The sequence below is a fragment of the Acinetobacter sp. 243_ASPC genome (genome assembly GCF_001054715.1).
Lineage (GTDB): Bacteria > Pseudomonadota > Gammaproteobacteria > Pseudomonadales > Moraxellaceae > Acinetobacter > Acinetobacter soli.
This window is the reverse complement of record NZ_JVOR01000028.1, coordinates 41,492-54,783: the sequence shown is the minus strand read 5'-3', so window position 1 is coordinate 54,783 and position 13,292 is coordinate 41,492. Positions and strand designations below refer to the sequence as shown.

The 13,292-nt window shown below is 44.1% G+C and carries 15 protein-coding genes; 5 read left to right on the top strand and 10 right to left on the bottom strand.

The features are described from left to right. Nucleotides 1-162: 162 nt before the first annotated feature. On the top strand, nt 163-387 hold the full coding sequence (locus ADA42_RS02890) for a DNA-binding protein (protein WP_048763503.1): 225 nt from the start codon (nt 163-165) through the stop codon (nt 385-387). 107 nt (nt 388-494) lie between these two features. Here ADA42_RS02890 and ADA42_RS02885 read toward each other — a convergent pair whose 3' ends face one another. The 6 genes from ADA42_RS02885 to ADA42_RS02860 form a co-directional block, all read right to left on the bottom strand. Beyond that, nucleotides 495-830, bottom strand: coding sequence for a YegP family protein (locus tag ADA42_RS02885; protein WP_048763502.1), 336 nt, complete (start codon nt 828-830; stop codon nt 495-497). Nucleotides 831-978: 148 nt separating this feature from the next. Beyond that, nucleotides 979-1,383, bottom strand: a complete 405-nt coding sequence (locus tag ADA42_RS02880) for an NUDIX hydrolase (protein WP_048763500.1) — start codon at nt 1,381-1,383, stop codon at nt 979-981. 44 nt (nt 1,384-1,427) lie between these two features. Continuing rightward, complete coding sequence (locus tag ADA42_RS02875; protein WP_004934995.1) at nt 1,428-1,772, bottom strand: zinc ribbon domain-containing protein YjdM; 345 nt, start codon at nt 1,770-1,772, stop codon at nt 1,428-1,430. Nucleotides 1,773-1,835: 63 nt separating this feature from the next. Beyond that, the gene (locus ADA42_RS02870; RefSeq protein ID WP_025096120.1) at nt 1,836-2,405 is read right to left on the bottom strand and encodes a DUF2939 domain-containing protein; all 570 of its coding nucleotides are present in this window, start codon (nt 2,403-2,405) and stop codon (nt 1,836-1,838) included. Between the two features lie 103 nt (nt 2,406-2,508). Beyond that, the gene (locus ADA42_RS02865) at nt 2,509-2,895 is read right to left on the bottom strand and encodes a ribonuclease E inhibitor RraB (protein WP_004934989.1); all 387 of its coding nucleotides are present in this window, start codon (nt 2,893-2,895) and stop codon (nt 2,509-2,511) included. A 126-nt stretch (nt 2,896-3,021) separates the two neighbouring features. After that, nucleotides 3,022-3,681: a pseudouridine synthase gene (locus ADA42_RS02860; protein WP_004945544.1), complete on the bottom strand. Its 660-nt coding sequence runs from the start codon at nt 3,679-3,681 to the stop codon at nt 3,022-3,024. A 190-nt stretch (nt 3,682-3,871) separates the two neighbouring features. Here ADA42_RS02860 and ADA42_RS02855 point away from each other — a divergent pair, with 190 nt between their 5' ends. Both ADA42_RS02855 and ADA42_RS02850 read left to right on the top strand, forming a co-directional pair. Further along, complete coding sequence (locus tag ADA42_RS02855; RefSeq protein ID WP_048763498.1) at nt 3,872-4,597, top strand: YgfZ/GcvT domain-containing protein; 726 nt, start codon at nt 3,872-3,874, stop codon at nt 4,595-4,597. A 144-nt stretch (nt 4,598-4,741) separates the two neighbouring features. After that, a complete protein-coding gene (locus ADA42_RS02850) occupies nt 4,742-5,449 on the top strand; it encodes a DsbC family protein (RefSeq protein ID WP_048763496.1) in 708 nt (235 codons plus the stop codon). A 21-nt stretch (nt 5,450-5,470) separates the two neighbouring features. Here the strand turns inward: ADA42_RS02850 and ADA42_RS02845 are convergent, their stop codons facing one another. Continuing rightward, nucleotides 5,471-6,193, bottom strand: a complete 723-nt coding sequence (locus ADA42_RS02845) for an aspartate/glutamate racemase family protein (RefSeq protein WP_081407809.1) — start codon at nt 6,191-6,193, stop codon at nt 5,471-5,473. Between the two features lie 172 nt (nt 6,194-6,365). On the opposite strand from ADA42_RS02845, the gene ADA42_RS02840 reads away from it, so the two are divergent. Then, complete coding sequence (locus ADA42_RS02840) at nt 6,366-7,802, top strand: NCS1 family nucleobase:cation symporter-1 (RefSeq protein WP_004934974.1); 1,437 nt, start codon at nt 6,366-6,368, stop codon at nt 7,800-7,802. A 204-nt stretch (nt 7,803-8,006) separates the two neighbouring features. Next, nucleotides 8,007-8,828 carry a tetratricopeptide repeat protein gene (locus ADA42_RS02835; RefSeq protein WP_048763495.1) on the top strand — a complete coding sequence of 274 codons (822 nt, stop codon included), beginning with the start codon at nt 8,007-8,009 and terminating at the stop codon, nt 8,826-8,828. Nucleotides 8,829-8,872: 44 nt separating this feature from the next. Here ADA42_RS02835 and ADA42_RS02830 read toward each other — a convergent pair whose 3' ends face one another. The 3 genes from ADA42_RS02830 to ADA42_RS02820 form a co-directional block, all read right to left on the bottom strand. Further along, the gene (locus ADA42_RS02830; protein WP_004934967.1) at nt 8,873-9,796 is read right to left on the bottom strand and encodes an AEC family transporter; all 924 of its coding nucleotides are present in this window, start codon (nt 9,794-9,796) and stop codon (nt 8,873-8,875) included. Between the two features lie 62 nt (nt 9,797-9,858). Then, nucleotides 9,859-10,971: an NADH:flavin oxidoreductase/NADH oxidase gene (locus ADA42_RS02825; protein WP_048763493.1), complete on the bottom strand. Its 1,113-nt coding sequence runs from the start codon at nt 10,969-10,971 to the stop codon at nt 9,859-9,861. Between the two features lie 21 nt (nt 10,972-10,992). Next, nucleotides 10,993-13,128: a TonB-dependent receptor family protein gene (locus ADA42_RS02820; RefSeq protein ID WP_048763492.1), complete on the bottom strand. Its 2,136-nt coding sequence runs from the start codon at nt 13,126-13,128 to the stop codon at nt 10,993-10,995. Nucleotides 13,129-13,292: the final 164 nt, after the last annotated feature.

Sequence of the window (13,292 nt, the reverse complement as noted above, 5' to 3'; positions counted from 1 at the left end):
TACGAAATTATTTTAAAATCTTCTAGGGTTTTGTAAATAAAATTCAATATATTAAAAATAATAAAAAAAACAACAATTTAGAATAAAATAAAACTTGATAGCCTTTCTCAACTTGTATATAAGTAAATCTATATAGACATATTTCTATTTATAGCATGTTTTATGAAAACACCTGATGAAGTCAAAGAAACTTTACAAATCAGAGGATTATCCATTGCTGTATGGGCTAGAGAGAATGGTTTATTTTCAAAGCAGGTATATCAAGTTCTAAATGCTAAACATAAGCCTATTCGTGGTAAAAGCCACCAGATTGCAGTCAAGCTTGGTTTAAAGGAAGGAATTATAGAACCTGATTTTACTTTCGAAAAAATTATGGATATGCTGTGACAAGAATTTGACGATGCACAAAAAATAGAACGTATATACAAGTCATCCTAAAGTCAGATAAAATGTTTAATCATTCATCATACTTCTTACACCCATTTTCATTCCCTTCACACCGTCAAATCTTTCACTGTTGTACTGGTGCCATTATTTTTAACCGATTCAATGCCTTTATCACGTGAAGCTTCAGAAGCATAAAACTGGCTGCTGCCTATAATTTGATGATTGGCTGCTTTTAAATTGAAATAGGGTTTACCATTTTTTGCTGTTAAGCGATCATAGCGTGCATCATCTGGGCTATTTTTTTGTACCGATGCAATCCCGTTTTCCGCCGATGCTTTAGCCCTATAAAGCTCGCTAGTCAAAATAATTTCACCATTGCCTGCTTTAAGCACAAAACGATATTGACCATCGTTTGCCTGACTCAGTTCATACCAACCCGCCATATCTCCTTTCCTCGTATTTGTAATTTTACTTGTTGATTTATTGTTCAATCAATATAAGACACTTCAAGCAACTTGGGTAGATTGTTTTTTATACATTTTATTGCGAAGATTTGTCGGTTTTATTAAGAGCAGACATCAAACATTATGATTAAAATTTACGAAAAATCACCTCTCCACTAAAGTAAATACAGTCTTCTACGCGCTGGCGCTGAACAGCACTCAATTGCTCAAGATCATGGTAAGCAAAATCGGAATGCTCATAACTCAAGATAATGTCGGCCGCGGCATCTATATGACAACGAAAAATACTTACATGCGCGTTAATTTCAGCATGCAAATAAACACCCGTGAGTGCTTCAACCTCAATCTCGACACCAAGTTCTTCACGGCATTCGCGCTTTAAACCTTCCAAAATGGTTTCATCAGGGTCAATCCCACCACCCGGTAAGCCCCATGCCAAATCGCCATAAGTGGCTTTGAGCAATAACACTTGACCCGTATGATTGGTAATCACCGCATGTGCCCCCACGCGGTAAACATCTGAAAATGCCATAGATCCTCACTAAAAAAGGGAGTAAAAAATACTCCCTTTTAAGATTATGCTTTTTTTACAAACTCGGATTTGAGCTTGATTTGTCCAATACCTTCAATTTTACAATCGATATTATGTCCATCGGACGAGCCTGCAACCAAACGAATATTTTTGACTTTGGTCCCCACTTTGACCACAGATGATGACCCTTTAATTTTTAGATCTTTAATTACTGTGACGAGATCGCCATCTGCCAGAATATTTCCATGCGCATCTTTAATGGTTTCATTTTCATCGGATGGTGCACTTTCCCCTTCTTTCCACTCATATGCACATTCTGGGCAAATCAATAAGTCATTCTCTTGATAGGTATATTCTGACTGACACTTGGGACAATGCGGTAAAGACATAAAAAAACTCGAAAAGCTGTATTATGCCGTGAATGCGCTGTTTTTAAAAATCTGGATGCCTTGTTAAAACGGAATTTTGATATCGACCAGCTTCCAAGACCATCCCGAGCGGTGCAATATAAACTGGACTTCTTTGTCTTGCTGGGTTTGTAGCGTGACTTCAAAAGCATTCCAAGCTTCGTAATGGCCCGAGTAGCGCATAGCAGGTTGTTCTTCAGCTGTGGTCGCTTTGGGGGCATCCGATTCGGGGTTAGAATGCATATCTTGATTCAAATGTTGCTCAAGGTACGGACGCTCAAAGCGCTCTTTCAGTGCTTTGCCTTGTAACAGCAACATCATACCCTCGGGAGTCAGCGCAACTTCGACCAATCGATCCATTAAGCTTGATGCCACCAAGGCACCTAAAGCATTTGCAGGGCCATTTTGTTGATCTTGCAAATCACCCAAACGAATGTGGATACGTTCTTTTAAATGTGTCTGAACGCTCGGAAAATCGATGTAGCGAGATAGCGTCTGTGCATCATTTTTTTGCACAGCATTCTGGATTTGATAAACCACCCAATACGGCGATGCCACCACATACCCCAGAATAACCAGCACCAGAAGTATAAGAAGATATTTAAGCGTTTTCATTGAGTGTGCCAATATCTCCTTTTACTACATGATACTGGTAAAGTCTTATGACTCAGCATAAAACAGAAGCATAGGTTTGAAATACGAATGAACATCTGGCTGCTTAATTATGAAGCTGTTCGTCGTCCTCTTCGTATTCGTACAAGTAGCTCATGCAGCCCCAGCCGTCGTAATCGCCGTTAAATTCCTGCCCGATACGCGTAAACCACTGCTCTAGATCTTCGATATCTTCATATTCCGGAATCATGGTGACATGAATATTGAGCACCCATAAATCTGAGCCTTCAATATGCTGGTCTTCTTGAAAAAAAGACACTTTTTGTTCTTGGTGCAACAAATGCATTGCGCATTTTTCAAGATCGGCCTGCTCTTTAAATACGATCGAAAATTCAAACTCGTGTGGCTCTTTCAGGTCATTGCCATCTTCAACCATCTGCCAGAGCACATTGCCATTGTCGTCGTCTGGAAATAATTCGTAATTTCGGCTCATTCTTTTATCCTTGTTGTGATGGTGCAAAAGTCTGTTTTTAGCTTAGCTTACTTTTATGTCAATTTTAGCGTCGGATACGTTTTATTACTCAATTTTATGTCATGGTATCCAGAGCATATACCAGAATTAAAACGGCACAGTCGAACTCAACTCGAGCGCTAAACCTGTGATCGGATGAATCAAACTAAGACGTGTGGCGTGTAGCGCCATACGACCAAGTGCAAAATTCTGCGGTTGCGGATGGTACAGTTTGTCGCCCAGAATCGGATGACCAATATGCATGAGATGCACACGGAGCTGATGCGAACGCCCAGTGACGGGTTCAAGCCGCATACGGCTTTGCTGAGTAGCAGCACAATATTCCAGACGCGCATATAGGGTTTTGGCAGATTTACCCGTTTCAAAATCAATTTTCTGCTTGGGGCGGTTTGGCCAATCGGTGATGAGTGGTGCTTCGATACAGCCTTGGGCGTCGGGGCATCCTTGCACCAACGCAGTGTATTCTTTTTTGATTCGGCGCAATTGAAAGAGTTTGCTCATAGCCACTTCTGCATCACGATGCTTGGCAAACATGAGTAAGCCCGAGGTGGCCATATCCAGTCGATGTGTCACTCTCGCCTCTGGATACATCGTCAGCACACGTAAATAGGCACTGTCTTGATGCTCAGGTAAACGGCCCATCACCGACAATAATCCCGCAGGTTTATCCACCACAATCAGGTCATGATCTTCAAAGATAATATCGAGTGGATGTTGGGGCGGATTATAAATAAAGCCTGAGCGCATACAGCTGGTGTGTCTTTTACTGGAAACTGGCTGCGCACCATATCAAGCACATTTTTAACTGTCAATTGGGGTGTAAAACTGCTCTTATTTAGAAACAGATGAGACACAAACAATCTGTAAAAGCTGATTTTTTTGATGAAATAGCGCAGAATAGTTAGCATATTTTTATAGAACTCAGGTTAGAAGTTTTATGAGCGATGTCGCTTTTACTGCATTTTCATTGATTGGTGTCGATGCACAAAAATTTTTGCAAGGCCAAGTGTTATTGCATGTCGAACGCTTAGCCGAAAACACCACCCGCTATACCGGAATTTGCGATTTAAAAGGCCGTATTCATTTCGGTCTATGGATCACCAAGTTGAACCCTGAAGAGTTTATTTTGGTCACCACACACGATCAGGGTGAAGAATTTGCTAAGCACATCAAAAAGTACGGTGCATTTTCTAAAATGAAACTGGACACACTCGGCCCGGTTTTCCCTACCATTCAAGACAGCTCGACCGTATTTTCAAATGCCGAGACAGATGTTGCCGCTTGGCAGCTTGCGGCCATTGAGTCGGGTCAAGCATGGATTTCTCAGGCCACCGAGCATGTGTTTCAACCGCAAGAGTTACGCTTGCATCAGCGCCTTGGTGTGGACTACGACAAAGGCTGTTATTTAGGTCAGGAAGTGGTTGCCCGCCTCTGGTTTAAAGCCAAACCTAAGCGCTGGTTACACTTGGTGGCAGGTCAAGGTGATGTACCTGCCGCAGGTCAGCAACTGCATGCAGATGTTGAGGTGGTCAATAGCATCGCCACAGCCACAGGCTTTACCGCTCTGGTGGTGGCCAAGCCAGCAGCATTAGAACAAGCAGCACTTGAGCTACATGAATTACCTGCACATTTAAGTGGTGACGTTGCACGCCCACAAAGTTAAAGCAAAGCATAAAGGGCTCAAATACCGGCGTCGGTGTTTGAGTCTTTGTTTTTTATACCTTAGCGCTGCATTAATCACATTTTGTAACCAAAACTACGCCATTATTTCGGCATTATGCTTAAAGCATTTTTGTTTGGAATTTTTATGAAACTTTGGCTTCATACATTGGTTTTAAGTTTAGCGGGCATGGGTTTGGCACATGCCGATGTAAACACGGTACAACAAAATTTAAAAAAGAATTATCCAGATATTGCGGTCAGCTCGGTCACCCCGACGCCCGTCAAAGGTATTTACGAAGTATTGACGCAGGGTCAAATTGTTTATACCAGTGACGATGCCCAGTACTTTTTGGTCGGTAACTTGGTTGATCCGAAAAATCAGCGCAACCTCACCGCAGAGCGTATGCAGCTGGCCAATAAAATCAACGTGGCAGATTTGCCTTTAAATCAGGCCATCAAACACGTCAAAGGCAATGGCAAACGGGTACTGTATGTTTTTAGCGATCCTGATTGTCCATACTGCAAACGCCTTGAAAAAGAGCTGAGTCAAATCGACAATGTGACCATCTATACCTTTCTTTATCCATTAAAAAGCTTGCATCCAAATGCCGAAAAGATTGCAGCTCAAATCTGGTGCTCAAAAAATCCGTATCAGGCATGGCAAGATTACCTGATTCGCGATCAAGCACCGACCGCCTCTGCACAGTGCGCAACGCCTATCCAGAAGAATCTGGCCTTGGGTGAAAAGCTCAACATTTCAGGCACACCGACAATGTTTTTGAAAAACGGCGAACGTCTTGCCGGTGCGATGGATGCCGCAAGTTTGAATACCGTGCTAGATCAGGCCAAATAAGCAGGTTGCTCAGTTTTGGGGTTATTTCGATAATGGATAATCGTAATCACCCCATTTGCTGGTCTGGATTCCCATACCATGTAAACCTTCAATCAGTTTCACCGCAGAACGCACACCATCGATAATCGGAATGCCAATTTCCTGACTCACACGATCGGCCATTTCGGCCATACCACCACAGCCCAGCACAATGGCGCCAATTCCGTCTTGCATTTTGGCCTGCTGACAGCTTTCGAGCAGTTTGATATAGGCATATTCCTTGTCATTTTCTAGGGCGAGAACCGGCAAATCGATACAGCGAATTTTGGCACAGTGCCCTTCAAAGCCATATTGTTGCAATAAATGCTCGGCAATAATTCGGGTACGTGACAAGGTGGTGACAATCGAAAATTTCGTCGAAACCAAAGTCGCCATATGAAACGCCGCTTCGGCAATACCGATTACAGGAGCTTTTGCCAGCTCACGTGCAGCATGTAATGCAGGATCACCGAAACAGGCAATAATGTGCCCATGCACCCCCTGCTCGCGCCCTTCTCGAATTAAATCGAGTACGCCAATGGCCGAAATCGCCTCATCGTAGTGACCCTCAATGGACGGCACGCCTGTTTTTGGATTTTGCGCAATAATCTGGGTAGAAGCTGCGGCCACTTGCTCAGCGGCGAGACCTATAGAGTGCGTCATTTCTTCACATGTATTCGGATTAATCACTTGAATGCGTGTGTTTATTGCTTCATTTTTGCGCACGATGCTCTTCCATTTTGCTCGAGATATTGCCCGATTCTCGCATGTAAATTTTAAAAGACACAAGACATCCTCAATAAAATCATCACTTTCATTATTTTTGATGATGACACGGTGGAATTGGCGTGAATCCTGCATGACTGGTCTGAACAGTTCATCCGCATGATGTAGCACTATGACAGACAATTCAAATTACAGTCCAAAATTGACCAATGAAGATTTGGCACCCGCTAAACAAAACTGGTCGTGGTATAACATTTTTTCATTCTGGATGGCCGACGTACACAGTATGGGTGGCTATATTGTTGCAGCCAGTCTGTTTGCACTCGGACTGGCAAGCTGGCAGGTTTTTCTGGCATTAATTGTGGGTATTGTGATCGTTCAGATCTGCGCCAATTTGGTTGCTAAGCCAAGCCAAGTGTCAGGCGTACCGTATGCCGTCATTTCCCGACAAGCCTTTGGGGTCTATGGTGCCAATATCCCGGCATTGATTCGTGGGTTAATTGCCATTTCTTGGTACGGTATTCAAACTTGGCTGGCATCAAATGCGCTCATGCTCATTTTGCTCAAATTTTTTCCAAGCCTGCAACCCCTCACACTGAATAGCTTTGCTGGCTTAAGTAGCATTGGCTGGATCTGTTTTGGCTTTATGTGGGTATTACAAGCCTTGGTATTTTGGAAAGGCATGAATGCCATTCGGGTATTTATCGACTGGGCAGGCCCGCTGGTATACGTGGTAATGTTTATTTTGGCAGCGTATCTGGTCTACAAAGCAGGCTGGAGCAATATCTCATTTAGTTTAAGCGAAAAAAATCTCACGACTGGTCAGCAAATTACCCAAACATTTGTAGCCATTGCGTTGGTGGTTTCTTATTTTTCTGGGCCACTTCTTAATTTTGGTGATTTCGCCCGTTATGGCCAAAACATGCAACAAGTGAAAAAAGGCAATTTCTGGGGTTTGCCATTTAACTTCATTTTCTTCTCTCTGATCACCGTGGTTACCGTCTCGGCGACCTACAGCGTATTTGGAAAAATGGTGACCGATCCGCTGGAAACCGTTGCCATGATTGACAGCACGGTGGCCGTGGTATTGGGCCTAATTACGGTACTTACAGCCACCATTGGCATTAATATTGTGGCGAACTTTGTGTCTGCCGGATTCGATTTTTCTAATATTTTCCCACAAAAACTGAGCTTTCGTGGCGCAGGGATGATTGCCGCCTTAGGCTCGGTACTCATTACTCCATGGAATTTGTTTAACTCACCAGAGCTGATTCATTACACCTTAGATGTGCTGGCCGCATTTATTGGCCCGCTCTTTGGTATCTTGATTGCAGATTTTTATTTTGTAAAAAAACAGCAAGTAATGGTCGATGAGTTATTCAATGATAAAAGCACGGGACAATACTGGTATAAAAAGGGTGTAAATCCAAAAGCAGTTTGTGCGCTGATTCCTGCTGTGGTAATTGGCTTAGTATTTACACTGGTGCCTGCGCTACAACATCTCGCGCCGTTTAACTGGTTTATTGGTGCATTTCTTGGCGCAAGCTTCTACCGTTATTTAAGCCGCGAAGAGGTGAAAGCCATTCAACGGGCTATGATCAAACCTTAATACACGCTGCTTTTCTTCATAAGCTCTCCATTTTTGGGGAGCTTTTTACATGGTCTCCCCAGAACGATACGCCTTGTAGCAAAATCCTGTAAATTGTCTCGATTGAACCATTTACATTCGGCATAAATTACTTAATATGAACTAGATCACAAAACACAAATACTCATCAACGGAATGATATGAGTAGGCATTAGGATTTGGTACATGAAAAAACAGCTTCTTGCCCTTGTTGTGGCACTATCGACTACAGTGAGTTTTGCAGCAACCGCACCGCAAGCCCAAGGCAGTAATCCTGCACAAGGCACTCCATTTGAAAAGGCAGAACAGCTTTATAATCAAAAAAATTATCCAGCGGCTTATCAGGAAATTGACCGTCTGGCCAAAACAGGTAATGCGCAGGCCATTTATAATTTAGGCTTTATGACCGAACTGGGCCAAGGGACCAGCAAAAATCCGAAAAAAGCCTTACGCTATTATGAAGAAGCATCGAACAAGGGCTATTCAGTTGCCACTTATCGACTGGCCCAGATTTATTCGATTGGTGATTTGGGCGTAGCAAAGGACGCTCAGAAATCACGCCAGTATCTAGAAAAAGCATCGAATGCTGGCTTTGATGAAGCAACGGTGGAGCTGGCGGTATTGCTCTTTGCAGAGAATAAACCGGCGTCAGATCAGCTTGCTTTGCAAAAACTCAATCCGCTGATCAAGCAAAATAATTACCGTGCCATGCACCTTAAAGCCATCTACGACATCAGTCAGGGCTTTAAAACCAAAAATGAAGCGACCGTTAAATCGGGCTTGAGTACCATCGAAACACTGGCCAAAAAAGGCTATGTTCCGGCCTTGATGGCAGTGGGCAATATGATGGCCAATGGCAACATTGTGCCGCAAAATCTAGATGAAGCCAAAAAAATCTTTACCGCGCTGGCGCAAGAAAATGTGCCTCAAGCTAAAGAATCTCTAGCAGCGGTAAATAAACTGATTGCCGAAAAAGCCAAAGCGCCAGCGGCAAAAAGTAAAAGCTAACAATGCGTGTCACATTTGCCCGATTGTATCGGGCAAATGTGACTCTACCACCACAAGATAATCAGCATGCTCACCCCTATAAAGCCAATAACTGTACTGAGCATAAGCGGCGTGAGCGCGCGTTCATTGAGTCCGTAGGCTTGCCCGAATATACCAAAGGCGATCGGCATGGGCAAAGCGGCCAAAATGGTTCCGGCATGCAGCATTTCTTCACTGACATTAGGCAAAACACTAAGCAAGCTAAAAATAAGCAGTGGCATGAGTAGCACTTTCATACCGACCAAAAGTGCACTTTGCAGGTTTAAGGCTTTAATTCCCATGCCGACCAGACTGCCACCAATTGCAAATAATGCCAGAGGCGACGCCGTTTTTCCGAGTAACTCCAATGATTGATTCAGAAGTGCCGGAAGTCTCAAATCGAGCAAAATACAGCTCATTCCCAAAATAATTGCAATAATGACTGGATTTTTGAGTAGGCTTTTTGCCGTTTTGATCACCAATGGAAAAATCGCCTGTTTTTCTTGCATCCCCGCTTCGGCCAAGGCCAATACCAAAGCCAGAATCAACAGATTTTCTAAAATCAGGGTAAGCGAAATATAGATGGCAGCATGCGAACCGATCAGCATGGTCAAAACAGCGGTACCAATAAACCCGGTATTTGACATTGAAGCCCCCATGGCCATCACTGCCGTCGGGGTGAGCGAATAAGTAAAAAAGTAACGATAAAAACAAAAAGCCAAGGCAAAAATTACCAAGGAACCACCGCCATAGGCTAAAAAATAAGACGGATGCCAGATGTCGTTTAAGGTTTTGTTCGATAGCGCAAATAACAAAAATGCAGGTAGGGCGATTTTGATAATAAACGCACTGAGTGCCTTGATTTGCTCAGGCGTAATCAGGCGAATGGAGACGCTGATATAGCCTGCAAGTAATAGCAGAAAAATCGGAACAATGACCTGAACAACCACGACGGGATTCCTTGCGTTAAAAACTAAAAAAAGACGCAATTGAATTGCGTCTTTTCAAATGATTAATGTTGAAACGGTTTAAAAAGCTGCTTAAGACCATGCGGTTGACAACGCAGATACTGTGGTGAGATTTCAATCTCGGCACCTAAGGCTGCCGCTGCATGCCATGGCCAGCGTGGATCGTACTGAATGGCACGGGCAAGTGCTATGGCATCGGCTTCGGCATTTTGTAAAATGGCTTCGGCCTGATCTGGCTCGGTAATCAAGCCCACCGCAATCACTGGAATTGCAACTTTTTGCTTAATTTGCGCTGCAAAAGGAACCTGATAATTGGCGCCTACATTAATCTGTTGCATACGGTGTAAACCACCGCTCGAAACGTGAATATAAGCTGCGCCTAATTGCTCAAGCGCCTCTGACAAACCGACACTAGATTCGATATCCCAGCTCTCGGTAGACATCCAGTCGGTTGCGGAAATGCGCACACCCACCGGATATCCTTCAGGTACCGCCGCCTTGACGGCCTGAAGCACCTCAAGTGTCAGACGGATACGGTTTTCAAATGAACCGCCGTATTCATCATCTCGTAAATTAGACAATGGCGACATAAACTGGTGCAACAGATACCCATGTGCTGCATGCAACTCAATCAAATCAAATCCCGCTTCCACCGCACGACGTGCAGCAGCCACAAAATCGTCTTTGATCTGCTGGATTTGCTCGAGTGAAAGAGCTTGAGGCGGCGCATCGTGCTCACCAAAACCAATACTGCTCGGTGCAACCGTTTGCCAGCCGTGCGGATCGTTTTCAGGAATTTGACCACGCCCTTGCCAAGGCTTGTCTGTCGAGGCTTTACGGCCAGCATGCGCCAACTGAATGGCAAACGGCATCGGCGAAAGTTGTTTGACTTTGCTCAGTAAAGTTTTGATCTGATCACGCTGCTCATCATTCCACAGCCCCAGATCGGCATAACTGATTCGTCCTTCGGGCTGTACCGCCGTGGCTTCGATAATACATAAACCGGCGCCCGATAGCGCATAGTTTGCCCATTGCTGCTCGTGCCAATAGGTCACTTCACCCTGATCGGTTGCAGAGTACTGACACATCGGTGCAATCACGATTTTGTTGCTCAGACTCAATCTTTCAAACTGAATTGCTTCAAATAACTTCGCCATTTTAGTGCTTACTCTCTCAGATTAGAACTGTTTGACTACGCGGATGCCCGCACTCCAGTTACGTCCGTCGGCAGGTTCAAAGTAGCGGCCATTACCATCGTTTACAATCACAGAGCCGACATAATCTTTGTCGAGTAAATTGTCCACTCGTCCAAATACATTGACCTTCCATGCTTGCATATTCCACACGTAACCTGCATAGGCTGCCATAACGGTGTAGCTTGGTGCTGTATCAGAATTTTTATCATCGACATAAATTTTGTCGTTGTACTGTGCATCGAGCCCTGCATAGAAGCCCGTTTGAGGCTTCCACGTGATTCCCACATAGCCCTGATTTTTTGCAATACCCGGAATTTTATTGCCTGATGTAATGGCAGCGACGCTTCCACGTGCTGGTACATCGGCATCGAAGGTCGCATCGAGATAACCATAACTGGCCGTAGCCACCAGATCACGCCAGAGGGCTTTATTCCACGTCAGTTCAATCCCCTCACGTAAGGTTTTATCGGCATTGCGAAAGGTTGCACGGCCGTTGGTACTGCCGGCCGAGACAATGTCATCCTTGGTTTTGGTTTGAAATGCAGCCAAAGTAAAATCACCCAGTCTATTTTGCGATTTTAGCCCTGCTTCATAGGTATCGCTGGTCGATGCATTTAAATCAAAGTTAAATCCACCCAAGCCATCCGGGCGATACGCCATCTCGGTAAAGGTAGGTGTTTCAAAGCCTTTGGCATAACTGACATAAGCCAGTAGTTCAGGCTGAATTTGCCAGCTTAAGGCGGCAGACGGCAATACTTTCGAATATTCCGTTTTGCCACTGTCATCGCCGTTGACACCTACAATATATTGATCATCTGATTTGTAGTGAACGTTGCTATAACGTAGCCCTGTATCGAGGCGCCAAGTCGGTAAAAACTGCCATGAGGCTTGTAAATATGGGTCGATATTCCAGAGCGTATTGTCTTCATTACGGCGTAACTTTCCTTTTACCCCGTAACTTGGTTGATTATTGACCGTGATATAGTTTTCATAACCTTTACGGTCTTCATCCATAAAATCCAGCGCCACACCCGCACTCAGCGTGGTGTGAGGAAGCAATTCTTTTCCGGTCCAGCGAAGGTCTGCACCGTAATAATTTCGGTCAAAATCAATTACACCGCCCGCCTGATTTTCACTCGCATCTTGCGTAGATTTTGGAATCGACTGGTATTGCGTGACTTGACGATTCCCCAGATATCCCATCATATACAATTCATTTTGATCGTTGAGGGGTTTGGTCCACGTGAGGCCCGTTTGTGTTTGCTCGATCTCTTTGCGTACATCAAATTGCTTTAAAAATGGTACCTGTTGTTTTGGATTGGCTTTCCACTGCTCACGTGTCAGACCTTGCGGATCATCGGCATTGATTTTGACATAATTGGTAATCCAGTTAATTTTTGAACCATCATCTAGATTCCAAGTCAGTTTGGCGTTGTTCAATACTTTTCGGGCTGCGCTGTGGTCACGATAACCGTCTGTGTCGAAGTAAGATGAACTGATTACATAACTCGGTTCGTTCGGCGCTTTGGCACCACCTTGCAAAATAATGCCACTACGGCCTTTATCGTGACTGCCGCCAGAATATCCCAGCTCAATCGAATCTTTGCCCTGACCTTCTTTAGTGGTGGTTAAAATGGTGCCACCTGAAGAATTTCCATATAAAGATGAAAATGGTCCAGTGAGTACTTCAACGTGATCCAGACTGCTTAAGTCGATATTGGAAGTTTGACCCTGACCATCTGGCATAGTGGCCGGAATACCATCAACATATAAACGAATGCCGCGCACACCAAAAGTTGAGCGTGCACCAAAGCCTCGCATTGAGAGCTGCAAATCTTGTGCATAATTTTCACGATTATTAATTTGCAGGCTTGGAATCCCTTTCACCACTTCGGTGAGATTCACTTGTGCAGATTGCTGCTGCGCTGGTGCATCCACACGAAAAATAGATGCAGGTGTTTGCAAATATGTGGTGCCAGTACGGGTCGCTTCAACCTGAATGACCGGGAGTGTCAGCGGGTTGTCTGCGGTATCTTGTGCCCAAACAGAGCCTGTCGCCCCTAAACCTGTTGCTAAAAATATGCAGTGAGAAAGCGTATTGAATCGTAAAAAACGCATTCATTTATCCTTATCTTGAAATCTTTACCCAAAAAGAAAAGTTTTAAAAGCCCAACGAATGTCTGACTATCATATCGATAAAAAACGATTTTATCGATGTCTGATCAGATCTTTATGTAAATACGCCACATTTTGACGTCTATAAAAAATCAGCCTATCTTTAA

Excerpts from the sequence above, each read along its gene's own strand:
- ADA42_RS02880 (WP_048763500.1), bottom strand. The coding sequence starts at position 1,383 with ATGGCATTTTCAGATGTTTACCGCGTGGGGGCACATGCGGTGATTACC.
- ADA42_RS02855 (WP_048763498.1), top strand. The coding sequence starts at position 3,872 with ATGAGCGATGTCGCTTTTACTGCATTTTCATTGATTGGTGTCGATGCA.
- ADA42_RS02835 (WP_048763495.1), top strand. The coding sequence starts at position 8,007 with ATGAAAAAACAGCTTCTTGCCCTTGTTGTGGCACTATCGACTACAGTG.
- ADA42_RS02825 (WP_048763493.1), bottom strand. The coding sequence starts at position 10,971 with ATGGCGAAGTTATTTGAAGCAATTCAGTTTGAAAGATTGAGTCTGAGC.
- ADA42_RS02885 (WP_048763502.1), bottom strand. The coding sequence starts at position 830 with ATGGCGGGTTGGTATGAACTGAGTCAGGCAAACGATGGTCAATATCGT.
- ADA42_RS02850 (WP_048763496.1), top strand. The coding sequence starts at position 4,742 with ATGAAACTTTGGCTTCATACATTGGTTTTAAGTTTAGCGGGCATGGGT.
- ADA42_RS02840 (WP_004934974.1), top strand. The coding sequence starts at position 6,366 with ATGACAGACAATTCAAATTACAGTCCAAAATTGACCAATGAAGATTTG.
- ADA42_RS02860 (WP_004945544.1), bottom strand. The coding sequence starts at position 3,681 with ATGCGCTCAGGCTTTATTTATAATCCGCCCCAACATCCACTCGATATT.
- ADA42_RS02875 (WP_004934995.1), bottom strand. The coding sequence starts at position 1,772 with ATGTCTTTACCGCATTGTCCCAAGTGTCAGTCAGAATATACCTATCAA.
- ADA42_RS02870 (WP_025096120.1), bottom strand. The coding sequence starts at position 2,405 with ATGAAAACGCTTAAATATCTTCTTATACTTCTGGTGCTGGTTATTCTG.
- ADA42_RS02865 (WP_004934989.1), bottom strand. The coding sequence starts at position 2,895 with ATGAGCCGAAATTACGAATTATTTCCAGACGACGACAATGGCAATGTG.
- ADA42_RS02890 (WP_048763503.1), top strand. The coding sequence starts at position 163 with ATGAAAACACCTGATGAAGTCAAAGAAACTTTACAAATCAGAGGATTA.
- ADA42_RS02820 (WP_048763492.1), bottom strand. The coding sequence starts at position 13,128 with ATGCGTTTTTTACGATTCAATACGCTTTCTCACTGCATATTTTTAGCA.